This is a genomic window from Candidatus Neomarinimicrobiota bacterium (assembly GCA_041862535.1).
In the GTDB taxonomy this organism is placed as follows: Bacteria; Fidelibacterota; Marinisomatia; order SCGC-AAA003-L08; family TS1B11.
The window spans coordinates 1-24,123 of sequence record JBGVTM010000030.1 but is presented as its reverse complement, the minus strand read 5'-3'; the positions used below and the strand labels follow the sequence as shown (position 1 = coordinate 24,123).

The 24,123-nt window shown below is 57.5% G+C and carries 21 protein-coding genes, 1 tRNA gene and 1 other RNA gene; 17 read left to right on the top strand and 6 right to left on the bottom strand.

Annotated features, from left to right (window positions below):
- Positions 1 to 196: 196 nt before the first annotated feature.
- The 3 genes from ACETWG_01195 to ACETWG_01185 all read right to left on the bottom strand — a co-directional run bounded on the left by ACETWG_01195 (position 197) and on the right by ACETWG_01185 (position 4,929).
- A complete protein-coding gene (locus tag ACETWG_01195; protein ID MFB0515202.1) occupies positions 197 to 1,855 on the bottom strand; it encodes an amidohydrolase family protein in 1,659 nt (552 codons plus the stop codon).
- A 121-nt stretch (positions 1,856 to 1,976) separates the two neighbouring features.
- Positions 1,977 to 4,424, bottom strand: a complete 2,448-nt coding sequence (locus ACETWG_01190) for an endonuclease MutS2 (GenBank protein MFB0515201.1) — start codon at positions 4,422 to 4,424, stop codon at positions 1,977 to 1,979.
- Positions 4,381 to 4,929 (bottom strand): CvpA family protein, encoded by a 549-nt coding sequence (locus ACETWG_01185; GenBank protein MFB0515200.1) that lies wholly within the window; start codon positions 4,927 to 4,929, stop codon positions 4,381 to 4,383. The genes ACETWG_01190 and ACETWG_01185 overlap by 44 nt, the downstream gene beginning before the upstream one ends.
- 164 nt (positions 4,930 to 5,093) lie before the next feature.
- On the opposite strand from ACETWG_01185, the gene ACETWG_01180 reads away from it, so the two are divergent.
- The 10 genes from ACETWG_01180 to mazG all read left to right on the top strand — a co-directional run bounded on the left by ACETWG_01180 (position 5,094) and on the right by mazG (position 15,491).
- Positions 5,094 to 5,167 (top strand) — tRNA-Val (locus ACETWG_01180).
- A gap of 127 nt (positions 5,168 to 5,294) precedes the next feature.
- Entirely contained in the window at positions 5,295 to 6,002 is a 708-nt protein-coding gene (locus ACETWG_01175; GenBank protein ID MFB0515199.1) for a zinc ribbon domain-containing protein, read from the top strand.
- Between the two features lie 126 nt (positions 6,003 to 6,128).
- An RNA gene (gene rnpB, locus ACETWG_01170) (RNase P RNA component class A) lies at positions 6,129 to 6,605 on the top strand.
- Between the two features lie 51 nt (positions 6,606 to 6,656).
- Entirely contained in the window at positions 6,657 to 8,372 is a 1,716-nt protein-coding gene (gene recJ, locus ACETWG_01165) for a single-stranded-DNA-specific exonuclease RecJ (protein ID MFB0515198.1), read from the top strand.
- Positions 8,369 to 9,361, top strand: a complete 993-nt coding sequence (locus ACETWG_01160) for a 3-oxoacyl-ACP synthase III family protein (protein ID MFB0515197.1) — start codon at positions 8,369 to 8,371, stop codon at positions 9,359 to 9,361. Before recJ ends, ACETWG_01160 begins: the two co-directional genes overlap by 4 nt.
- Before the next feature lie 20 nt (positions 9,362 to 9,381).
- Complete coding sequence (locus ACETWG_01155) at positions 9,382 to 10,539, top strand: acyl-CoA dehydrogenase family protein (GenBank protein ID MFB0515196.1); 1,158 nt, start codon at positions 9,382 to 9,384, stop codon at positions 10,537 to 10,539.
- On the top strand, positions 10,540 to 12,966 hold the full coding sequence (locus ACETWG_01150) for an HD family phosphohydrolase (GenBank protein MFB0515195.1): 2,427 nt from the start codon (positions 10,540 to 10,542) through the stop codon (positions 12,964 to 12,966).
- Positions 12,963 to 13,400 (top strand): rRNA maturation RNase YbeY, encoded by a 438-nt coding sequence (gene ybeY, locus ACETWG_01145; GenBank protein ID MFB0515194.1) that lies wholly within the window; start codon positions 12,963 to 12,965, stop codon positions 13,398 to 13,400. The genes ACETWG_01150 and ybeY overlap by 4 nt, the downstream gene beginning before the upstream one ends.
- Positions 13,397 to 14,686: a hemolysin family protein gene (locus tag ACETWG_01140; protein ID MFB0515193.1), complete on the top strand. Its 1,290-nt coding sequence runs from the start codon at positions 13,397 to 13,399 to the stop codon at positions 14,684 to 14,686. Before ybeY ends, ACETWG_01140 begins: the two co-directional genes overlap by 4 nt.
- Positions 14,676 to 15,491, top strand: coding sequence for a nucleoside triphosphate pyrophosphohydrolase (gene mazG, locus ACETWG_01135; GenBank protein MFB0515192.1), 816 nt, complete (start codon positions 14,676 to 14,678; stop codon positions 15,489 to 15,491). The genes ACETWG_01140 and mazG overlap by 11 nt, the downstream gene beginning before the upstream one ends.
- A gap of 98 nt (positions 15,492 to 15,589) precedes the next feature.
- Here mazG and ACETWG_01130 read toward each other — a convergent pair whose 3' ends face one another.
- From ACETWG_01130 to ACETWG_01120, 3 genes are all read right to left on the bottom strand, one after another.
- The gene (locus ACETWG_01130; GenBank protein MFB0515191.1) at positions 15,590 to 15,889 is read right to left on the bottom strand and encodes a DUF1883 domain-containing protein; all 300 of its coding nucleotides are present in this window, start codon (positions 15,887 to 15,889) and stop codon (positions 15,590 to 15,592) included.
- A 668-nt stretch (positions 15,890 to 16,557) separates the two neighbouring features.
- Positions 16,558 to 17,832 carry a hypothetical protein gene (locus ACETWG_01125; protein MFB0515190.1) on the bottom strand — a complete coding sequence of 425 codons (1,275 nt, stop codon included), beginning with the start codon at positions 17,830 to 17,832 and terminating at the stop codon, positions 16,558 to 16,560.
- A 16-nt stretch (positions 17,833 to 17,848) separates the two neighbouring features.
- Entirely contained in the window at positions 17,849 to 18,565 is a 717-nt protein-coding gene (locus ACETWG_01120) for a CsgG/HfaB family protein (GenBank protein ID MFB0515189.1), read from the bottom strand.
- 300 nt (positions 18,566 to 18,865) lie between these two features.
- Here ACETWG_01120 and ACETWG_01115 point away from each other — a divergent pair, with 300 nt between their 5' ends.
- From ACETWG_01115 to ACETWG_01085, 7 genes are all read left to right on the top strand, one after another.
- On the top strand, positions 18,866 to 19,543 hold the full coding sequence (locus ACETWG_01115) for a TetR/AcrR family transcriptional regulator (GenBank protein ID MFB0515188.1): 678 nt from the start codon (positions 18,866 to 18,868) through the stop codon (positions 19,541 to 19,543).
- Positions 19,540 to 20,424 carry a hypothetical protein gene (locus ACETWG_01110; protein ID MFB0515187.1) on the top strand — a complete coding sequence of 295 codons (885 nt, stop codon included), beginning with the start codon at positions 19,540 to 19,542 and terminating at the stop codon, positions 20,422 to 20,424. The genes ACETWG_01115 and ACETWG_01110 overlap by 4 nt, the downstream gene beginning before the upstream one ends.
- 18 nt (positions 20,425 to 20,442) lie before the next feature.
- Positions 20,443 to 20,718 carry a hypothetical protein gene (locus ACETWG_01105; protein MFB0515186.1) on the top strand — a complete coding sequence of 92 codons (276 nt, stop codon included), beginning with the start codon at positions 20,443 to 20,445 and terminating at the stop codon, positions 20,716 to 20,718.
- A 15-nt stretch (positions 20,719 to 20,733) separates the two neighbouring features.
- A complete protein-coding gene (locus ACETWG_01100) occupies positions 20,734 to 21,453 on the top strand; it encodes an ABC transporter ATP-binding protein (GenBank protein MFB0515185.1) in 720 nt (239 codons plus the stop codon).
- The gene (locus tag ACETWG_01095) at positions 21,453 to 22,634 is read left to right on the top strand and encodes an ABC transporter permease (GenBank protein MFB0515184.1); all 1,182 of its coding nucleotides are present in this window, start codon (positions 21,453 to 21,455) and stop codon (positions 22,632 to 22,634) included. Before ACETWG_01100 ends, ACETWG_01095 begins: the two co-directional genes overlap by 1 nt.
- Positions 22,634 to 23,812 carry an ABC transporter permease gene (locus tag ACETWG_01090; protein MFB0515183.1) on the top strand — a complete coding sequence of 393 codons (1,179 nt, stop codon included), beginning with the start codon at positions 22,634 to 22,636 and terminating at the stop codon, positions 23,810 to 23,812. Before ACETWG_01095 ends, ACETWG_01090 begins: the two co-directional genes overlap by 1 nt.
- Positions 23,809 to 24,123, top strand: a 315-nt coding sequence (locus tag ACETWG_01085) for a hypothetical protein (protein ID MFB0515182.1), incomplete at its 3' end; no start/stop codon positions are given. The genes ACETWG_01090 and ACETWG_01085, both read left to right, overlap by 4 nt.

Below are 24,123 nucleotides of genomic sequence, written 5' to 3'. Positions count from 1 at the left end.
TGCCATAAGTAACAGGCCTGCTGACATGAAGTAGAACGGCTGCCGCAGGGAAATGTTCCGGCGACCGTTAGGCCTCACTTCTTGGGGTAGATATAGTCGTAGCGCCGCCTGATGCGCTGCACTTTGCTGTCTTTGCCCAGCTCGAAGACGACAACCTCCCGTTGGGTATGAGGTAGGCTTATTCCGGCAACTTGCGCTACCTAGCATCCTTTTTCCACCCCGGCCCCTTGACGAACCGCCCCGGCAGCACACCGGTGTGTTCGCCGTCCCGGAGCACCTGCTCGCCGTTGACGAAAACGTGGATCACCCCGGTAGCGTACTGGTGGGGCTTCTCGAAGGTGGCGTGGTCGGTGATGGTGTTGGGATCGAAGACGACCACATCGGCAAAGAACCCGGGCTTCAGCAGACCCCGGTGGTCGAGCTTGAGGTTCGCGGCCGGGAAGTGGGTCAGGCGGCGGATGGCCTCTTCCAGGGGAATAATCCGTTCTTCCCGGACATACTTGCCCAGCAGCCGGGCGAAGGTACCATAGGCCCGGGGATGGGGTTGCACGTTGAGAAATACCCCTTCGGGTGCCAGTGCCCCGGCATCGGAGCCGAAGCTCACCCAAGGCCGGGCGATCTTTTTACGGATGTTCTCAGCGCTCATGGCGAACCCGATGATATCTACTCCACTGTCGTCCTCGATGATCAGGTCCATCATGGTCTCTTCGGGTGAAGCATTGCGCATGGCTGCCACCTCCGCCAGAGTCTTGCCCGTAAGGTGGCGCAGATTTTCATTGCGGAAACCGATCAGCAGAATATCTTCCGGCGGCAGGATGTCCAGTTCGATCTTCAGCCGCTCGCGGACAGACGGGTCCTTAAGCCGCTCCACCCAGGCCTTGTGGCCCCCTTCCTGAACCCAGGCGGGAAAGAAAATGTACAGACCAGTGGAAAAAGCACGGTAGGTATACATGTCAGCGGTGACCGCCAGATCCTCCGCACGGGCCGCCTCGATGCGGCGAAGCACCTCGTCCAGCTTGTCCCAGTTCTGCTTCCGGGAGGCTTTCAGGTGGTAGATCTCGCCGCGAATGCCCGCCTCACGCACGATAGTTAAGAACTCGTCGAAGGCGGCAAAGATGGCATCCCCTTCGTGACGGATGTGGGAAATGTACATCCCGTCGTATTCCGCGGCCACCCTGGCCAGCTCGATCAGCTCTTCGGTGGTAGCGAAACTAGCAGGCACGTATTCCAGGGCCGAACTTACCCCCACAGCCCCCTCTTCCATGGCCTGGCGGACCAGCTGCTTCATCCGGGCGAGCTCTTCGGGTGTTGCCACCCGATTCTCGTAGCCTATCTCATGGATGCGCACCGTTGCAGACCCCACAAAAGAGGCCACGTTAGGGGCGACGCCCTTCGTCTCCAGGAATTGGAGATATTCTCCCAGGGTGGTCCAGGTGATGTCGTACTTGATATCGCCCTGCTGCTCGGTTTCTTCCTGCTTCATGGTCTCGCTCAGGGGACCCATGGACCACCCCTCGCCCAGGACCTCCAGGGTTACGCCCTGGCGGAGGTCACTTTGGCCGCGGCCGTCCTCAATGAGCGACTCGTTGGCCCAACTGAGCATGTTGATAAAGCCGGGGGCCACGGCCAGTCCTGTAGCGTCGATATCGATACGTCCACGCAGGGTGTCCAGGTCACCGATGGCGGCGACGGTGTCAGCCTGGATAGCCAGGTCGGCCTGGGCGGGCGCCGAGCCGCTGCCGTCGTAAATGGTGCCGTGACGGATAATAACATCATAATCCGGCGCGGGGCCGCAGGCGGTGATCAATAAAATAAAAAAAGCAACTAGAGCAGAGGCAAAGTAGATCCGTTTCATGAAAAATACTCCTCAGACATTGAATGGCGGGTGTACAGGTTGAGTAGAGCTCCTGGAATATACGGCTATCTTCGGTAATCAATTGAATCAGGTTTGGGAAGACGGAAAGAATAGGGAAGTCTCATTTGAGTTCCACCAGGGTGACTCCCGTCCCGCCGGCGTCAAAATCGGCAAAGCGGAAGGACTTTACCTGGGGGTGGTCTTCCAGGAATTCCCGTACTCGTTTCTGGAGTGCGCCGGTGCCTTTGCCGTGGATGATTTCCAGTTCCGGCAGTCCGGCCAGGATGGCCCGGTTCAGGAAGCGGTCCACCGCCGCGACGGCCTCGTCCCCGCGCTGCCCGCGCAGGTCCAGCCGGTAGCTGGCCTCGCCCGCCATGGCCACGTGCACCCCCTTGGTTTTGACCGGGGCTGGACCGGCTTTCTCGCGGGGTGGTTCCTGGCCCGGGGCCAGCTGGTCGATGGGCAGGGTAAGCCGCACCCCTTCCACATTAACCGTCACCCGCTGCTGCCGGGGCTGGCATTTTTCCACCCGCCCTGGACGCTCCTGGTCTTTCAGCATTACCCACATACCCGGCTGGATATCCTCCATTGTGAGCAGGGCCGGTTCTTCCTCAGCCAAGCGGGTCTGTTCTTTGGCAATCTGGCGTTTCTCCTTCGCGATTACCTGCTTGGCACGGCGGATGTCTTCCCTACTCAGCTCCTCTCCTTTGCTGCGTACTTCGGCGATGGTGGCCTCCAGGCGCCGGTTCAACTCCGCCACCAGCTGCTCGGCCTCCTTCAGGGCATCCTTCTGGGCCCGGCGGTGAGCGGCCTTGATCTCCGCTTCCTTCGAGGACAGCTGCAGCTCCAGGGTTTCCACTTGCTCAAGCCGGGTGGCCAGCTCGGCCTTCAGCCGCTGGAGGTCGGCCCGATCCGCTTCCATGGAGACCAGTAAATCTTCCAGATTGACAGCGGCATCCGGCATGAGGCTTTGAGCCCGTTGGAGGAGCTGGTCATCCAGTCCCAGGCGCCGGGCGATTTCCAGGGCGAAACTGGCTCCCGGCCGGCCTATTTCCAGTCGGTAGGTTGGCCGCAGCTCCTGAGCATCAAACGCCATGCCGGCGTTTAGAATACCCACTTCGTCCTGGGCCCACAGCTTGAGGCGGTTGAGGTGGGTGGAAGCCAGGCAGAAGGCGCCCCGCTCCCGGATCGCCTCCAGAAAGGTCTGCCCGAGCGCGGCCCCGGCCTCGGGCTCGGTGCCCGTGCCCAACTCATCCAGCAGCACCAACGCGTCTTGATCACAGCGGGCCAGGATCGACTGAAGGTTGGCCAGGTGCGCGGAAAAAGTGGAAAGATCCTCCTCGATAGACTGCTGGTCTCCAAGGTCGGTGTAGAGGGCGTGGAACAGGGGCAGCGCAGCCCGCTTGGCGGGCACGAACAGGCCGCTTTGAACCAGCATGACAAATAACCCCACCGTAAGCAGGACCACCGTTTTACCACCGGCATTGGGGCCCGAGATGAGCAGGATGCGTGCCGGGTCGTCCACCAGGAGATCGAGTGGTATTACCTCCCGATGCTCGGCCAGTACGGGATTCCGCGCTCCGACCAGCTCCAAAGGGCCTTTTGGCACCACCTGCGGCTGGATGGCTTCCTGAGCGGCGGCCCAGCGGGCCTGCGCCAGGTGGGAATCCAGGCGGTAAAGCACCGCCACGCTCTGCGCCAGCTCAGCCGAATGCGGACGCACGGTCTCGGTGAGGGCGGAAAGGAGGCGCAGTTCTTCGGCCTTTTCCTCGTCCCGAAGGGCGGCGAGCTCGTTGTTCAGGTCGAAAACTTCCAGCGGTTCAACAAATGCGGTGGCCCCGGAGCCGGAGTGGCCATGAATAAACCCGCGCAGCTTGCGTTTATGACTGGCTTTAAGAGCGATGACCAGCCGACCCTCCCGCCAGGCAATGGGCTCGTCCTGGGCCCAGCCGGACTCGCGGGCCTGAGTGTGCAGCTCCTCCAACCGCCCCCTGACTTGCCCTTCCAACCGCCGAATGGCACCGCGAATGCGCTGCAACTCCTTGCTGGCGGAAGATTTGATAGTCAGGTCCTCGTCTACCACCCGGTCGATCTCCTTTACTCCGGGCGGCCAGGGATCAAGGCTTTTGTTGGCCTCCGGCCAGAAGGTTAGATCAGTCTGCTCCCGGAAGAAGCCGTGCAGCGGGCCGAGCACCAGTAGGACCTGACGCAGCTGGTGGAAGTCCTCGGGGGTGAGGGCGCTCACGCCCCTTTGCAGGCGCTGGAGAGCGGGGCGAATGTCAGGGAACGCGCTCAGCGGAGGGGGCGATCCTTTCTCAAGAAGGATGAAGAGCTCGGCAGTGGCGCTGAAGCGTCGGGTCAGTTGCTCCCGGTCGGTAGTGGGCCATAGGGCCTGGACCTGTTCGCGAGCAACGGATGTGAGACACAAGGCCCCGATGGATTCGAGGACCTGGGCGAAGTGCAGCAGGGTGCCCAGTCTTTCATTCCAGGCGGACGATGACGGGGCCAGGGTCACGGGCGGCGGGTCAGTGATCATCCATGAGAGGAGGCAGAATCTTTTCCGGTTCAATCTCCTTTATACGGTCGCGGACATCTTCAATCATACGGTCGAGGGCGATTAGTTTGAACAGGGTATTCTTCATGACCACCACGCCTCGGTAAACCGGGGACTGACTTTCCAGACGCAGGACGATGGGCCGGGATATTTCAAAGCTCTCCATAACGTAGATAATCACTCCCAGTACTACGATGCTCTTGAGTAGACCGAAAAGTGTGCCTCCCAGCTTGTCCAGCCATTCGAGTAGAACCAGCTCGACCAGGCTTCGCACGAGCCGGGTGATGAGTGCCATGGCAACGAGGGTGACGATAAAGATCCCGATGAAGGCCACCGCCGAGCTGGCCAGTTCGTTCTTGATACCAATGTGATCGGCCAGCAGCGGTGAGAAACGGTAAGCCAGAATGACAGCCAGCACGAGGCCCACCAGACGCCCCACCTCATCCACGAGTCCGCGCTGGAATCCCCGAAAGCCGAAGTAGGCGATGAAGATAAGGATGCCGATGCTGATGGGATTCATCTCGACTTTAGATTAGTAGGGCTTGATGAATCCAGTTGTACCGAAAATGTATGGCGGGTAAGCGTACATGATCTAGTAAACGAAACATCAAATTATGATGGGTCCCTTTATAAGGCAAGCCTTTCCCTTCATCCGAACATAAGTTAAATTAACCCGCCTTTTTCGGGCGGTTAGCTCAGCCGGTTAGAGCGCTGCGTTCACATCGCAGAGGTCATCCGTTCGAATCGGATACCGCCCACATAATGTTGTGGTATCTAAACTAATGTTCTTTCGGGGGCGTATAGGACTCACCTTAGCGCCCCAGATTGCGTCTTACTGCTCGCACCGTTCGGTGCGATTTTTATCTCCCCGCAAAAGGCTCTGAGATGAGAGAAAGCTTAGTCCGCCTGATCAAGCTTCAAGCCATTGACACCCAACTGATGGAAATCGAGGAGCAGAAAGGTGACCTGCCGGTGACGGTCGAGTATCTCAAGAGGGACCTGGAAAATTTGGAGCAGGGCATCGCGGCTAAAAGCGCCCGGCTGCAGGATATCGAGCAGGAAAGTCGCCAATTAAAGGCCACCCTGGCCGAAACTCGCGCACGTTTGAAAAAATACCAGGAACAACTGCTGCTGGTGTCGACCAACCGGGCCTATGACGCGCTTACGGCGGAGATCGATACCACCAAAAAGACCCTGGATGAGGGCGAGTTTCACCTGCTGGAACTGAGCGAAGAAAAGCAGCGTCTCACCGACGAGCTGAAGGCGGATGAGTTGAAAGTTGGGGAAAAGAACTCCGAACTGGCAGCCCAGCAAGAATCGCTGAAAGCCACCATCGCTGCGACTGAGGCGCGGGACAAAGCCCTGAAACAGGACCGCGTGGAGATCCTGGCTCGTATAGAGCCCCGGTTCCTGAATGCCTATGAGCGAATCCGGTCGGCGCGGGACGGTATAGCAGTGGTACCGATGACCCGGGATTCCTGTGGGGTCTGCTTCAACCGGATTCCCCCACAGCAGCAAGTGGAAATTAAAGCGCGGGATAAGATCGTCACCTGCGAAAGCTGTGGCGTCATCCTTTACTGGAAAGAAGACTAGCCCCCCGCCGTTCACATCCCCCGCGGGCAAACACACAAAGCTCAGAACGCAGCCAGAGCGGCGGAATCCTCCCAAATCTGATAAATTACCTGTCCCGAAGGGATCCATAAGGATAAATTAGCCCCGGAGACTGGCCGGATGGCTGCTCCTCGTTCCGGGTGCCTGTGGGCAGACTGGTTCGGGGGGAGGAAAGTCCGAACTCCGCAGGATAAGGCGCCTCCTAACGGGAGGGGCTCCCGTCCGCGATAAAATTCCTTTGGCTGCGGAGCGGGAGTACGGAAAGTGCCACAGAAAACAGACTACCCCGTCCCGAATCTTCGGGGTCGGGGCAAAGGTGAAACGGTGGTGTAAGAGACCACCAGTCCTCGGTGTGAGCCGGGGAGCTGGCAAACCCCGCCTGGAGCAAGACCGAGCAGCGCCGTTTCCGTCCCGAATTTTCGGGAGCGGGAGCCGGTGATCCGCCGGTGTCTTCTTCCCAACTGCCGGGAAGGGGATGCGGTGCGGGTAGGTCGCTTGAATCTGATCGTGAGACCAGATCCAGATGAATAGCCATCATCCCGTAACTTCGGGATACTGAATTCGGCTTACAGGCCAGTCTCCAATCTTTTTATGTCGATGAACTGACGACCGCAGAGGTCCCCCGTTTTGTCAGGAGTGAGTAGTATCCGCTGGGAGTTTACCCAACTGGACCCCGAGCTGGTGCAGAGAGTGGAGCAGGAATTCAGCGTGCCTGAGATTTACGCCCGGATCCTGGTCCACCGGGGTATCACCAATCGCGATATAGGAATTGCTTTCTGTAACCCGGGTCCTGAGCAGCTGCACGACCCATTCCTGATGAAGGATATGGAAAGAGCGGTTGACCGGGTACTGGCGCAGATTCGGGCTGACCGGCCAATTCTCATCTTCGGCGATTATGATGTGGATGGTGCTACCGGCGCTGCCATGCTCTACCTCTTTCTCAAATCCATCGGTGCCCGGGTAACCACCTATCTCCCCAACCGCGAAACGGAAGGCTACGGCCTTTCACCCGGCGGCATCGACTATGCGGCCCTCATCGGCGCTACCCTGATGATTACCTGCGATTGCGGAATCACTGCCATGGAGCAGGTAATCCGCGCCCAGGAGCTGGGCATAGATGTTATCATCACCGATCACCACACTCCGGACGCTGACCGGCCCGCCGCTGCCGCCATCCTCAACCCCAAGCGGGTGGACTGCCCCTATCCCTTCAAAGGCCTGTGCGGCGGCGGGGTGGCCTTCAAACTGGCCCTGGCAGTGGCTGAAAAGGGCGGCCACGATCCGGCCCTCGCCTGGGAACACGCGGATCTCATCGCCTTAGGAATCGCCGCCGATATGGTGCCCATTCTCGATGAGAATCGGGCCATTGTCAAGGAGGGACTGCGCCTTATCAAGGAGCGCTCGCGACCGGGTCTGGCGGCCCTTTGGCAGGTGGCAGGCCTGGCCGGAAAAGAGGTGACTGTAGGACGGCTGGTATTCGGTCTGGCCCCCAAAATCAACGCCGCGGGACGCCTGGGTGATGCCGGACGGGCCGTCAGGCTGTTGACCACCGATAACTACTACCTGGCAGTTTCCATGGCTAGAGAGCTCCTGGCGGAGAATGAGCGCCGCAAGATCATCCAGGAAAATACGGTGGAGGAAGCCATCTTCCAGGTCAACGCCCACCACGATCTCAGCCGGGAGAAGGCCCTGGTTCTCAGTGGTGCTGACTGGCACCAGGGCGTAATTGGCATCGTGGCAGCTCGCATCCGGGACATTTTCCACCGGCCAACGGTAATTATTGCGATGGGAGACGGTGTCGGGAAGGGATCCGCCCGTAGTCTGGCCGGCTTCGATCTTTATGAGGCTCTGGCCGAGTGCCGGGAACACCTGCTGGGTTACGGCGGACACGCCGTAGCGGCAGGGCTTTCCGTGAGTCATGACCATCTGTCGGCCTTCGAGGACCACTTTCTAACCCTGGCTGATCAGCGGCTTACTGAAGAGCAGCTCCAACCCCGGCTTACCGTGGAAGGGGAGTGTCCCCTGAGCCTCATTGACAGTCGGTTACTGCGGTTCCTCGATTCGCTGTCGCCCTTCGGGCCGGGGAACCGGCGGCCGGTTTTCGTCACGCGCGGCATCCGGGCAATTGGGACACCGCGCCTGGTGGGAGAGTCCAGCAATCATCTGAAATGCCAGCTCCATCAAAAGGGCGTCACCTTTGATGCCATCGGTTTTGAGATGGCCGATCACTTTGAAAAACTACTCTTGAATAAACCCCTGGATATCGCTTACGTTGTGGAAGAAAACGAATGGCAAGGAAATCGGAAAACCCAGTTGCAGCTTAAAGATATTAAAATGGGAGATACATCATGAGCCAGGCCTACATTTCTGGAACGGGTTTTTACGTGCCCGAGCGAGTGGTCACTAATGATGATCTAGCCGCCATCATGGCTACGAGCGACGAGTGGATTCGCGCGCGCACCGGTATCCAGACCAGGCGGTTCGTCGCCGATGGCGAAGGGACTACCGATCTGGCCATTCCGGCGGCAGAACAGGCCCTCAAAGCAGCCTCACTCACTGTGAATGATATCGACCTGATCATCTTCGCCACCTCCACTCCTGACTACATGGCGCCCGGCTCAGCCTGTCTGCTCCAGGATCGCATGGGCTTTCCGGAAATCGGGGCTCTGGATGTCCGGGTGCAGTGTTCAGGGTTTATTTATGGCCTCTCCATTGCTGATCAATATATTCACACCGGTATGTATCGCCACGTGCTGCTTATTGGCGCGGAAGTCCAGTCTACCGGTATGGACCTATCCGATGCCGGGCGGGACGTGAGTGTTATTTTCGGAGACGGCGCCGGGGCCGCAGTTATCTCCGCCACCGATGAGGATCGCGGCGTTTTGAGTACTCACTTGCACTCTGAGGGCAAGTATGCCAAGGAATTATGGGCCGAGGCGCCCGCCAGCGGACGAAATCCCCGCATTTCCGTAAAGGATCTGGAGGAGGGCCGGCATTGGCTCCAGATGAACGGCAGGGAAGTATTCCGCCACGCTGTGACGCGCTTTCCCGAGTCCATCATGGAGGCAATTACCGCCAATAACATGAGCGTTGAAGATGTCGCCCTTATTATACCCCATCAGGCCAATCTGCGGATCACGTTAGAGGTGGCCCGCCGCCTGAAGGTGCTGCCAGAGCGGGTTTACTCCAATATCGAGCGCTATGGTAATACGACGGCGGCCAGTATCCCCATCGCCCTGGCGGAGGCCCTCGATGAAGGTCTTATTCATCCGGGCGATTACGTAGTGCTGGTGGCGTTCGGGTCGGGCTTTACCTGGGCCTCGGCCATGATCAAATGGTAGCTCCGCAGCGTTAAATCACCATGGAACTGCGGTATTTTTCCGAAGAACATTGCCTTTTGCGGGACATGGTACGCGAGTTCGCCCAGAACGAAGTTGGTCCGATTGCAGCTGAGCTAGACCAGGAAAGCCGTTTCCCTGATGAACTGGTTTCCAAGATGGCCGAGCTGGGGCTGATGGGGATCCCCATACCCCAGGCCTACGGCGGGGCTGGAATGGATACGGTGGCCTATACCATCGCCGTCCACGAGTTGGCCAAAGTTGACGGAAGCATCGCCATTACAGCAGCCGCACATATCAGCCTGGGCACTATGCCCATCTTACTGTTCGGTAATGAAGACCAGAAAAAGAAATACCTGCCTTCTCTCGCCAGCGGCCAGATGTTGGGGGCTTTCGGCCTCACCGAGCCGGGAGCCGGTAGCGACGCTGGTGCCACCCAGACCAGGGCCGAACGCAGGGATGACAAGTTCGTGGTTAATGGCCAAAAGGCCTTCTGCACCAACGCCGGCAAAGCCGGGGTGATTATTTTCACCGCCCGCCTGATAGCTGACGGCCAGGACCAGGGTATCAGCGCCTTTCTGGTGGAAAAAGATACGCCTGGTTTAAGATTAGGTAAGCCGGAGAAAAAAATGGGCTGGCGCTCTTCTGACACCCGCGCCCTCTTTTTTGAAGAGATGGAGATCCCTACTGACAACCTCCTCGGTCAACCGGCCAAAGGATTCCGGCAGCTTCTGCATGCGCTGATAGGGGGCCGGATTTCCGTTGGGGCTCTGGCCCTGGGAACCGGGGAAGGAGCATACCAGATGGCGCTGAAATATGCCCAGGAGCGGGAAGCCTTCGGTCGTATGATCAGCCAGTTTCAAGCCGTACAGTTTAATCTGGCGGATATGGCAACCCAGTTGGAGGCCGCCAAGCACCTGGTCTACCATGCCGCCTGGCTTAAAGACCAGGGTCGGAACGTAATCAAAGAGGCGGCCATGGCCAAGCTGTTCGCCAGCGAGCTGGCGATGCGCATCACCATCGATGCTATCCAGATCCATGGCGGTTACGGCTACATTCGAGAATACCCGGTAGAACGCTTCTTCCGGGATGCGAAAGTGCTGGAAATCGGTGAAGGGACCAGCGAAGTGCAACGGATGGTTATCGCCCGACAGATATTGGAAGAAGCCCGGAGATTATAAATGAAGATAAAGGTTCCCAGTTCCCTCGCAAGGGTATTTAGAACCATCCCGTGGTTGCGTTCGGATCGCTTCTACCGGGTGCTGATCTTCCTGGGGAGCATTACCGTCATCTCCTGGTTGTTTCCCATTGGTGAGCGGTTCGAGTATCGCTACGACCTGAACGAGATCACCCGGGAGGAGATCATTGCACCCTTTAATTTTCCGGTACTGAAGAGTCTGGAAGCGCTGGAGCAGGAGCGAGAGACAGCCCGTCGCTTGGTGCCCTACCTATTCCGCCGTGATCCTCAGATTACCACGACCCAGCTCAATGGTCTGGTTGACCTATTCACCCGGGTGCAGCGTATCCAGCGGGCCGAAAACAAGCTTACCCGCAGTCGCCAGCTGGCTTATCGCTATCGTTACGATGCCCGTTTTACGCAGGCCCAGCAGACAGTTGAAAGAGATAGCATCGAAGTGGTGGATCTGCGGAGCAACTTCGCCCTGCGGTTTCCGCTTGATCTGAATGCGCCGTATTGGGGCAGCTTCTTCCTGGGCGAATCTCCAGAAGGTCGGAATATTAATTATAATCGGCTCCAGATCGAACTAGCGAGAATCATCCGCGACATCTTCGCCGAAGGCGTTCTCGATTTGCCTAAGGGGCAACTGGAGGGGATCTCGGCGGCCGTGGCCAGCGAAGGGGTGGAGGGGGTGGTGGAGCCGAAGTTCCTCATGGATCTGGACGAGGCGTGGGCCAAAGCTAAAACCAGGTTCCAGGCCCAGTACCCGGTGGAGGCAACCATCGAAAGCACTGTCGCTTCCGACCTGCTAATCTACTTTATACGCCCAAACCTCATCTATGACGATGAAACCACCCGGCGCAGACAGCAAGGGGCGGTGGACAAGGTGCCCATATCGAAGGGCTTCGTCCTGAAGAACGAGCGGATCGTAGATGCCAATACCCGCGTAACACCCGAAATCCTTGAGAAACTGAACTCCCTTGCCACGGAAAAGGCTAAGCAGCTGGCATCCGGTGGTGGAATTCAACTCTGGCTGCCTAGGATAGGTATTGTCTTGATTATCACAATCTTGTTGGCGTTTTTCTTTGCGTGGCTATACGTTTATCGCCGCTCTTGGTATGAAAATGCTCGCTTGATAGCTCTAACAAGTCTCCTGTTTATCCTGATTTTAGGTGTTGGAAAAGGTCTCCTGCTGTTAGGAGAAGTGTTCCAACGACGTGACCTCTTTGAGTTTTTCAATCCTGACTACATTGTTCCTTTTACCGTTGCGGCTATGGCCTTTACGATTTTATTTGATGCCCGCACCAGCATCATCGCCACTGTCTCCCTGGCGCTGCTGATGGGTTTTCTGATGGGCAATAAGGCGGACTTTGTGCTGGTGAACCTGTTGGTAGGGAGCGTGGCTATTTACGCCGTGCGCCAGCTACGCCGCCGCCGCCAGATCTTCACCGCCATCATCTATATCGTTTCTGCCTATGTGGTTGGGATTACAGCTGTTGAGCTCCTCAAATACACCGATCTTAAGACTCTGGGATATGATCTGGGAAATGCTTCTATCAACGGAATCTTATCGCCCATTATAGTGTATGGGCTCATCGGAGTGCTGGAAGTGATCTTCGGCATTACCACCAATCTCACCCTGCTGGAGCTGTCCGATTTCAACCACCCCCTGTTGCGGCGCCTGAGTCGCGAGGCCAACGGGACTTTCAGCCACAGCATTGTCGTGGGTAACCTGGCCGAGGCGGCGGCCAATACCATCGGGGCCAACAGCCTGCTCTGCCGGGTGGGGGCGTATTACCATGACATTGGCAAGTTGGCCCGTCCGGAGTACTTTATTGAGAACCTGTTCCGGCAGGAAAATCCCCACGATACCATAGCCGCCCATTTGAGCGCTAAAGTGGTGATCTCGCATGTCAAGGAGGGGCTGCGCCTGGCTAAGGAATATGGCCTGCCCCAGACAGTGGCTGATTTCATTCCCATGCATCATGGTACCACCCGGGTCGAATATTTTTACCAGAAAGCCATCCAAGAAGATAGCGGCTCCGAGAAAGTCAGTGAAGAGGCCTTCCGCTATGCGGGCCCCAAACCGAACACCAAGGAAACCGGCATTCTCATGCTGTGTGAGGCCATCGAGGCGGCCACCAAGTCCATTCGCAAGCCGACCTTGCCCCGCATCCAGCAAATGGTGGACACTATTATTAACATGCGCATGGATGACAGGCAGCTTGACGAATGCCCGCTGACTCTCGAGGAAATCAACCGCATGAAGGGGAATGCTTCAGCCGGAACGGGGATCCTCGGCGTCCTGAAAGGGATCTATCATGTAAGGATTCCCTATCCAACCCCCGATAAAGACGCGGCCACCGAGGAAGCCAGGGAAAAGAAGAAATTGTCCGAGGCTCCCGTGGTCCAGGGAACCCCTACCGAGTGATCACTGTGCATGTCGATACGCACAGCGGGGAGCCTCCGCCTATCCCGGCGGAGCTGGTGACCTCCCTGGTCGCAGCCGCCCTGACCGCCAACGGCACCGATACCGCCGACATACAAGTTGTATTTACCAGTGACGAACATCTACGCCAGCTCAAGCTGCAATTCCTCGGCCAGGATCACTACACGGATGTTATCGCTTTTCAGCTTAATGAGGCCGATGAACCGCTGGAGGGGGAAATCTACATCAGTCAGGAGCGAGCCCTGGCAAACAGCCGACGATACCACCAACCCTACCAGCGGGAGCTGCTGCGACTGGTGGTTCACGGCAGCCTGCATCTGGCGGGTTATGAAGATGACACTCCCGAAGGTCAGGCGAACATGCACGCCCTGGAAGACCATTTTCTGGCCTTCGTTCCCAATCCTCCCGGGTCATGAGCGGCATACTGATCAATTTAGCTCTCTTTATGGGCCTGCTCATTCTCAGCGGGCTGCTTTCCGGCGCGGAGACGGCCTTTTTCCGCCTGCAGAGCCGCATCAAGGATTACGGGGAGGATAAGGCCATTCATACCGATGTCCTGACTATCCTCCAGCGGCCGCGGCACCTGCTCATCTCCCTGCTCACCGGCAACACGTTGGTGAATATCACCATAGCCTTCCTGGCCGCCCTGCTCACTGCCGATCTCGCGCTGCGCCTGGGACTGAACCTGACCCTGCTGCTGATAATCGAGTCCATCGTGGTGACCACCGTAGTGCTGCTCTTCGGTGAGATTACGCCCAAGCTGCTGGCCATCCGGCATACCGAATCGTTTGCCCGGCTGGCCCGGGGTCCGGTAAAGCTGCTGGTGATGGTTCTCTATCCGCTAGGCAGCCTGATTTATGGCCTTACGCATCTAGTGACGCGGCTGCTGGGGATTAAGCCGGAGAAGATGTTCACCTCAGAAGAGGAGTTGAAAGACCTGGCCGAAGTGGGATACGACCGCGGCACCCTGGCCCAGAGCGAGACAGAGATCATCCATTCCATCTTCGAATTCGGTGATACGGCTGTGCACGAGATCATGACCCCCAGGGTAGATATATTGGCTCTGGAGGCCCGCTCAGGTCCCGAAGAAGCCCTTGAGCTGATCCGTACCAGCCAGGTATCGAAGATCCCGATCTACAAAGAGACCATCGACGATATTCGCGGTATCCTGTATGCGAAGGATATTCTCCCCTACCTCAAGGGTCCGCCTCCGGACGTGGGTCTTTTGCGCCTATCACGTCCTCCGTTTTTCGTACCCGAGAGCAAGGGCGTGGTTTCCCTCCTCCAGGATTTCAAAGACCGGCGCACTAATATCGCCATCGTGGTGGATGAATTCGGCGGTACGGCCGGGCTGGTCACGCTGGAAGACGTGGTGGAGGAGGTTCTGGGCGAGCTGCGAGACCCCTTTGACCTGGCGGAGGCGGAGATCAGGCCGGTCGGTCGGGACGAGTTCCTGGTGGATGCAGCCGTGGCCCTGGATGACCTGGAACATCAACTCCAGTACCAATTCCCCGCTGAGCGGGACTACGATACGCTTGGCGGGTTCCTGTTTGATCGCTTTGACAAGATACCGTCTGTCGGGCAGTGGATAGTGGAGGGCGGGCGGCGGTTCACCGTCAAGACCCTGGAGGGCAACCGCATCGCGAAAGTCCATATCAGTGCTCGCGGCGTTCATGCTAAGGATGAGCCCAATGAATCCTGAAGACCTTCCGCTAACCCGCACGCCGGAAATCAGCCATCGCCTGCTGGAGCTGCTGGCTGTGCTGGACCGGCTCCGATCCCCGGAGGGATGCCCCTGGGACCGGGAGCAGACATCTCGAAGCCTGATCCCCTACTTGCTGGAAGAGACCTACGAGGTGATCGAAAGTATCGAGAACGAAGACCATCAGGCTTTGATGGAGGAACTGGGGGACCTGCTGCTGCATGTGCTGTTCCAGGCTGCCATTGCCAAGGAGGAAGGGTGGTTCACCTTGGAGGAGTGCGTTAGCGCTCTGAGCCGAAAGCTCATCGATCGACACCCGCACGTTTTCGGTGCAGCGCAGGCCGAAGGTGCTTACCATGCCAAGCAGAATTGGGAGGCGGCCAAACAGCGGGAGAAAGAGCGGGGATCGCGTATGGATGGTGTGCCGCGGCACCTGCCGGCACTTACCCGTGCCCTCCGGGTCCAGGAAAAAGCCGCTTATGTCGGGTTTGACTGGAACTCCGTCGAACCAGTGTGGGACAAGGTCCGGGAGGAATTGGACGAGCTGCGCAATGCCCACCGCACCGACGATTCCGATGCCCTTGAGGAGGAGTTCGGCGACTTATTGTTCAGCCTGGTGAACCTGGGTCGCTTTGTCGGTATCAGCGCCGAAGAGGCCCTCCGTCGAACCATCACCAAATTTGAATACCGCTTCCGGCATATTGAAAAGGAACTGCGAGCACAGGGCAAGACACCTGAGGAAGCCACCCTGGAAGAAATGGACGCTATCTGGAACCGCTTTCGCGACCGGAAGCCACCCGCCTAGAAAAAACCCACCCTCGCCGGTCACATAACAGACTCAGCCGGATTGAAACAGTGCGGGGCGGGATTGAAGGAAGCGAGGCGAGTTGATCTGGGGAGCGGTTACCGTACTTTTTTCTTCTGTTTCTTATCGGGAGCCACTTCCTGAATGATGTGTACGGTAGCCTTGAGATCACCATCTTTGCCGCCCAGATCAATGCAGAGATGCCAGTGCCCTTTATGGGGCGGCTTGATGTTGGCGGGCGACCTCTCAGCCAAACCGCCGTAATAGCGATAGTTCTCCCCGGTGCGGTATGCCTCATAGTTCTCGTCGTTAACCAGTCTGACATAGGCCTTGGATTGAAGTTCTACCTGAACCACATCGCGGCTACCTAGGTTAAGGGAGTAATGCAGGTATTGCATGCTAAGGGATTGGGCCTTTCAACACTCTTACACGGCAGCCTGTACTAAAAAGTTGCCATCTCGAATCGGATTTTCGAAGAGAGAATAAGTGAACGCCAAAGCATTCGGTGCTTAATCACAATTATTCCCTACTTCAAATTTAATATAAAACGGAGTTCCTGGTTGCACAAGAGTCTTGCTCGAGTTCACGGAACTCCAGTCCAGGGATCGTATATACAGGTAAAGGAAAAAGGCTGCTGAATATATTGGCGATAACCGGACCGATTTTCCGCATAGCGCCAGGATCACCGGGATGATGGCATTGTGCGCAGACGCCGCAGACCTCCTGGATGGTTCCCCTGCCCGGGCAAGCGGCACTGTATTTGCCGCGGCATCGGCCGCAAGTGCCAGCCACATTAGTATGGTAAACGGGGCAGCCGGGATCACTGCGGCGCTTGACAGCACTGGTTGCCCTTCCGGTCGCTCTGGTGGCATATCTTGCAGGTATTCACCCCAGTCTAGGAAAAGTCCGTGTCCTGAGCCACAAGCATGGATCAGGAGCAGTCCAGAAATACTGTTAGAATAGGTATTTCTCAGATCAGATTCGGACCGGAAGACCGACCACCTCCGCAGGTGGTAAATAGACTATTTCCGTAGATAAGAATATTTTTCGCCGGCTGCTATTGTAGCTACTGCCTGGGGGCGCTGGTCTTCATCCCTTTCTCGAGAGTACCTTCCCCGGCCAGCAGCGGTGCTAACGAGACCGGGTCCAGGGGGGAATCCGAATCCAATGCGCCTGCTACCGCAACAGGCGTCAATTCCTTCAGCAGGCCCCCGGGTAATTCCACCCAGGCGCGCATGAAATAGGTTTGATCCCATTCACTCCAGCTAGTGCCATCGTAGTCCCAGGCACGGTCATTGTCGACCGGATCATAACCAAAATACGGCTTATCTATGCCGTCGTACAAAATCATAACGAAGAAATTGCCCTCAACGACGATTTCGTCACTGTAATAGAGGACATCCAACCAACCGGTCTCGGTGGCTTCCACTACCTTGGAACCCAGGATCACCAGGTTCTCCTCATTATCGTAACCGATAATCACTGAAGTGAATCTACCACCCTCCGCGATATTCGTCAGATAGTATCGGGCCGTTAATAGCCGGGACGGGCTGGAGGCCGTCAGAATATTCGCTGAGCCTGCGCCATCCGTGCTCCAGGAATAACCGCTCGTCGGTTCACCGTCGTCGTAGGCCAGCTCCACCCATCTGGGCGTATTCACACCCACGGCGTCGCTGCGCATGCCCAGGCCTTCCGTGTCCCAGACCACCACACCGTAATAATATATCCGATTAAGACGCGCCGAGGTATCGCTGTAGGCCGTAGTATTTTTATTAGGGATTCGCACGAGCCTCTCCCGTGTGGCGGGAGAGAGATCGGACGTTTCGGATCGCACCACGTCATAAGCGGCAAAATCGGGCTCATTGCTCCGGGTCCAGCTTAGGCTTACCGCAAAGGCGCTGATATCATCCACCGACACCGTGACCGCACCGGGATAATGGCCCACGGTGGTGATGGTCACCGTCTCCGTATCCTCACTGATATTGTGGGTCGTGGAGCCGCTGTATTGGGGGATACCGTTGGCGTCCCGGCACTCGATGGCGAAGGTGCGGTCATCACCCTTGGGTACCTCCACGGTCCCCGAGGCGGTCTTGCCATTGGAACTGATCGTCAGAGATTCCTCGATTGTTTCCATGTCGGATGCCGTGACGGTAAGCGTGACGGAGGTGACGACAAGGGCCTTACCTAAGTCGGTACTATTATCCGCTACGGCTTCGCCTCTCGGAAGAGTTATGCTCACCGTGATCTGGCTGGCATCGGGGCTGGTGAGGGGATTTTCCGATAAACACGAGAGGCTCAGGGCTAGAACCGTAACAACGAGCAGTAGATGAAGCGGACGCATGATTCTCCCCGCAGGACTAAGGTTCAATATTAACGTTAACTGTGACGGTAGCCGGTGCATTGAGCACATTGGTATAATAGTAATAGCCGGCTGCGCCGCCGGCTGCAAGCACCAGCAACCAGAGAATCCCTTTGCCGGACTTTTTCTTCGGAACAGGCGCCGGTGCCGGCGGTATGACGGCCGGGGCGGGCTGCTCAGGCTCAGGTTCCGTCGGGGGGACGACAGCTGCCTGAGGTGCACCTACCAGCTGCGCTTCCATGGAAACGGCCATCTGGTCCATCAGGTCAAAAATCTCTTCGCCAACCCTTCCCTGTACACTCTCGGCCTTGATGACCTTACTGGTCTGGACATCAATGAGCCGCGCATTGATCCGCAGGATGGAGCCAATTGAGACGAAACTGCCGACCAGGATGGCGCTGGCACCGACGGCCCGACCGAGTTCAACGGCGGTCTCCTCGTCTACGATGCCGATCATGCCCATTTCCATCTCCTTCAGGGCGGCTTCCAGCCTGCTGCGCTCCACGATCTCCAGCTGCCCTCCCTTGGCCATGGTAGTACTGATGGACTCGGGGATCGTCTTCTCCAGGTAATCGAGGGTATCGTCAGCACTGGTATTCTGGAAATCCACGATGGCGATGACGATCTTCTCCTGGAGGAACGTGAAGGGTAAGGCAATCTCATAGAATGAAAAAACCGTTAGTAGGAGAGTGGCAACAACCTTTCTTGCCTTCATGAATCCATCCTTGTTGGGTCTTTTAGATTAGTGACTTTTGCTGATGACAAGTTACTGCCCTTCCTTCACACTTTAGGCCATAAAGTGGCTGAAAGATATTTGCTCGGCGAGCAGTAGAATGATTTAAAGCTAACCTAGGTGATTCTATTCATCAAGACTTTCTCACTAAAGTGATCTGTCGCTTCCTGATGATTTAAGCTGGGGTAATATGCTCGAAAAGACTTGCTCACATCATCAATGGATATTAAATTCGACCGACGGTCGGTCTAGACTGACGGTCAGTCAAAAAAGGAATTGCCGGTGGTCAGAATCTCAAAAGACTATGACGTAAGAAAACAGGAATTCCTCGACGCCGCCCAGAGGCTCTTCTACGAGCAGGGCTACGACCAGACACCGGTTGAGGCTATCATCGCTGCCGTCGGCGTCTCCAAGGGTACTTTCTACCATTACTTCAAATCCAAGGAAGACCTGTTGGACGCGCTGGCCGAGCAAGTGGCCAGGCAGGAGCTGGAGCGGCTTCGTTCGATCGTCGAGGATCGCCGTACGGGTGCCCTTGAAAAAATCAACCAGTATTTCGTCGGAACGCGCAACTTGGAGAAGAACAGCGAAGAAATCGCCAAAACCGTGCTGCGGGTGATGTATAAGGATGAAAATATCCTTTTGCGCCATAAGGCCCGGGTCCGCAGCATGGAGCTGGTCGTCCCCGAACTGGGCGAGATCATCGCCCAGGGGATTCAGGAAGGGGTCTTCGATGTTCCCTGCCCGGAGCGGACCGCCGAGATGATCCTCATGTTGGGCGGGGAGATGAAAGATATCTACGCCAGGTTATTCCTGGAGCTGGATGAGAAGCCCGAAAACATCACCCTGGCCAAGCAGCTCATCGATCAATATGAAGACGCCATTACCCGTATGTTAGGGGCGCCGGAAGGATCAATCCGGTTTCATGACCAGTTAAATCTGAAGGATTTCCTGGGATGAGAAAGGAAACGGCCATAGCTCTGGTGCCGCTGGCGGTCAGTCTCCTCTTAGGGACATCTCTTATGGGCCAGGGGCTGCACCTGAAAGGCCAGCTCTGGGGCAGCGTGACGGCCGGCAACGACCCGGCACCCGGTCACAGTGATGTCGAGGAGGTTGTCGGGTACATCCCAATCCTCTCCCTGGCCCGGCAACCGGGCCCGCTATCGGTCATCGACCTGGAGTACGCCTACTATCTGAACGCGGTTCTGGATGGCCCCTTCGGCAACGGTGAGGCCGGTGTCGACCGCTACTCCAGGCTCTACCGGCTCTGGGGGCGGATAGCCACCGAGCGCTTCGAGCTGCGCCTGGGTTTGCAGAAGATCGCTTTCGGTCCCGGGCGGGTGCTGCGGCCGCTGATGTGGTTCGACACCCTCGACCTGCGGGACCCTACCGGCCAGACCGAGGGCGTGGGTGCCCTGCGCCTGAAATGGTATCCCTGGCCGAAACTGGCGCTGTGGGGCTGGGTAATCCGACCGGACTATCAAAATTATGCTTCCCCCGGGGGAAGGGTCGGATACACGCTCGGCCCGGCGGAATTCGGGCTCACCTACCATCGCCATAAGGCCAGTGAACTGGATTTCATAGGCCGGCAACTGCTGCCTTTTGACAATGAAGAAGAACGCTTCGCTATGGATGCCCGGCTGGACTGGGAAATAGGTTTCTGGACCGAGGCGGTGCTGGCCCGCGGCCGCGAACCAGCGCTGGATGACAAAACCGATGAGCTGGCCCAGCTAATGATCGGCGGGGACTACACCTTCCCCTGGGGCAATGGTGTCTACGTGATGGTCGAGCACCTCTGGAGTCGCCTGGACTACTATGAGCCACCCCCACCCTGGTACTGAACTTACTTTGGAACACGCATGCTCCGGGAAGAGCATTTCACCCTCTTGATGGTCAGTGTCCCCTGGGGCTTCTTCGACAGCATCATGGGCTTCTGGCAGTACGACTGGGAAAACGAGCGCCTGTACAACTTCCTGATGTGGCAGCGCACCTACGACGCCTTCAGCCTGCACCTGATCGTTTATTCCAATCCTGAACGGGCTGTCTACCAACAGGAATTTCCTCCGGTACCCGTGCCGGAAACCCTGATGGGTTTCGGTAAAGGTGCCCAATTCATGGTCATTTTCAATCACTGAGAAAGAGCAAGACTAATGGATGACAATCATATTGTTGAGATTCGTGACCTGGTGAAGCGCTACCCCGTGGGCGGCGGCTTCTTCACCGCCCTGCGTGATGTAACCATGGACGTAGCGATCGGCGAGTTTACCGGGCTGGTGGGACCTTCCGGCTCCGGCAAGACCACCCTGCTGAACATCATCGGCGGCCTGGATGCCCCCTCCGAAGGCTCGGTCACCGTGCTGGACACGCCATTGGGAGGCAAGAACCATAAGCAGCTGGCCGACTTGCGGCGGCTGGGTATCGGCTTCATTTTCCAGACCTTCAACCTGCTGCCGGTCTATACTGTTTTCGAGAACGTGGAGTTCCCACTATTGCTGTTGGGAATGTCCAGCGACGAGCGAAAAAAGCTGGTGGAACAGGCTTTGGAATGGGTGGGGTTGACCGACAAGATCAAATCCCGGCCGGCCCAGCTGAGCGGCGGCGAATGCCAGCGTACTGCTATCGCCCGGGCTATCGTTAAGCAGCCCAAACTGATTATCGCCGACGAACCCACCGCCAACCTGGACGCTGAGAATTCCCACAATGTCATGGGCATCCTGGTCAACCTGAACCGGGAACTGTCCACCTCCTTCATGTTCGCCACCCATGACGAGAAGGTCATGGGCTACCTCACCCGGATCATCCACCTGGTTGACGGTCGGATCGACCAGGAGGAGCACATCGAGAAACCCCAGTATTTAAAGGCCGATTGATGCTGACTTTCCGACTGGCACTGAAGAACCTCATTGGCGCCGGGACCCGCACCTGGCTGAACGTAGCGGTTACGTCACTCAGCTTCGTCGTGATCGTCTTCGTCAGCGGCTATTACCAGGGTTTCATTGAATATGCCAAAAACATAGTGATCCGGACGGAAGCCGGCGGCGGCGCTTACTGGCACCCCGAATACGACCCCAAGGACCCGTTCACTATCGATGACGCCCACGGACCCGTCCCGGCTGCAATTGCAGCCCAGGTGGAAGCCGGCCTCGCCATGCCGGTACTGGTGATCCAGGGCGCTATCTATCCCGAAGCCACCGGTCGAATGATGTCCGTGCTGATCAAGGGTATCCCCCCCGATCAGGCTGTGGTGGATATTCCCAGCGCGGAACTCTCCCGCGCGTCTGAGGACGCCATCCCCGTGCTGATCGGGACCAATATGGCCCGGTCCGCTCAGGTGAATATGGGAGACCGCTTTTATATTCGCTGGCGGGACGCTAATGGCACCTATGATGCCGATATCGGCGAAGTGACAGCCATCATGGATGTGGAAAATTACCAGATCGACAACGGCCAGATCTGGATTCCGCTGGATCGCCTGCGCAAGTTAGCCCTTATGCCGGGAGAAGCCACCTATGTGGCGACGGCCCGGGGCACCGAGCTCATCGAAGCTCCCGCTGATTGGCTCACCAGGGATATCACCTTCCTGATCCAGGATGTTCTACAGGCCGTTGAAGCCGATGAGCCGTACGCTAAATTTATGTATGCCCCCATGCTCGCTCTGGCCGCCATGGGCATTTTCAATTCCCAGGTCCTCTCCATCTTCCGGCGCCGACGGGAGATCGGTACCCTGATGGCCCTGGGCATGCCGCGCGGGCGGGTCATCGGTCTGTTTACTACCGAAGGGGGGCTGCATAGTCTGCTGGCTATAATACTGGGGGCTATCTATGGTGCCCCGCTGTTCATCCTCACCGCTGTCAAAGGCATTCCCATGCCTTATGATGCTGCCGAGATCGGTATGCTGTTCGGCAAACGCCTGTTTCCCGTATTCCCTGCCGGTCTTTTGCTTGGCAGCGTGATCCTCGTCGCCGGGGTTGTCACCGTGGTGAGCTATTTGCCTTCCCGGCGTATTGCTAAAATGAAGCCCACGGAAGCCCTGAGTGGGAGAAGCAACTGATGCTGACCTTTAAACTGGCACTTAAAAACCTGCTCGGCGCGGGTACCCGCACCTGGCTGAACGTGATCGTGACGTCGTTGTCTTTCGTGTATATCGTTTTCGCCGCCGGGCTTTTCCAGGGCTGGCTCAGGTACGCCGAGCGGGCGGTGATCGAAACCGAGATCGGGGGCGGCGCCTACTGGCATCCCGCGTATGACCCTGAAGATCCCTTCACCATAGACGACAGCCACGGCCCCTATCCGTCCGAAGTCCGCACCCAGGTGGAAGCCGGGCAGGGCATGCCGGTGCTCATCATCCAGGGGTCCATTTATACCAACGGACGAATGCAGCCGGTGCGCATCAAGGGGATTCCGCCCGGCCAGCAGGCGGTAATCCTGCCGACGGAAAACCTGGCGACCAGCACTGACGGAGCGATTCCCGTACTCATTGGAACAGGAATGTCCAGATCAACCGGCCTTCAGAAAGGAAACCCGCTGACTATCCGCTGGCGTGATTCCCACGGCACTTATGACGCCGACGAGGGAGTGGTTGTGTCCATCTTTTCTGCCGAGAACTTCAAGATAGACCTGGGCCAGATCTGGATCCCCCTGGATCGTCTCCAGAAGATGGCGGTGATGCCCGGAGAGGCCACCTACGTAGCGGTTGCACCGGGAGCCACCCTGCTGACCGACCCCGGCGGCTGGCGCACCCGGACCGCGGATTACCTGCTGGCCGATGTCAAGGCGATTGTAAACGCAAAAATGCCCTCTATCGGGATATTTTTAACTTTGTTTATTGCCCTAGCGTGCCTCGGGATTTTCAATTCGCAGGTATTATCCATTTTTCGCCGCCGGAAGGAGATCGGTACCCTCATGGCGCTGGGGATGGCCCGCAGCCGGGTGGTGGGGCTGTTCACGACCGAGGGCGGCCTCCACAGCCTGCTGGCCGTGTTCCTGGCCGCGGTCTGGGGCGGCCCGCTAATGCTCCTGTCCCACTACAAGGGCATCCCCATGCCGTATGATGTGTCCGATTTCGAGTTGATTATCGCGCAACGGATATTCCCCGTCTACAGCGTCGGCTTTTTCATCGGCTCGATCATCGTGGTGGCGACCATCGTGACGATTGTCAGCTATCTGCCAACCCGTCGGATCGCAAAAATGGAACCGACGGAAGCATTGCACGGGAGAGTGAATCCATGATCAAATTTTTGATCAAGGGAGTGGTCCGGGACCGCTCCCGCAGCCTGCTGAGCTTTATCGCCGTGACCATCTGCGTTCTGCTGGCCGTGCTCTTTCGTGGCTTCATGGCTGGCGTCTTCGACGATATGTTCCGCCAGGCCGCCGTTCTGCAGACCGGTCATGCGAAAGTCATGACCCGCGCCTATGATAAAGAAGCCGACATGCTGCCTAATGACCTGGCCATCCTGGAAGTAGATGCGCTGGTCAGCACTCTCAGCCGGGAGTACCCGGACATGTTCTGGACAGATCGGAAGAGCACACGTCTGAACTCC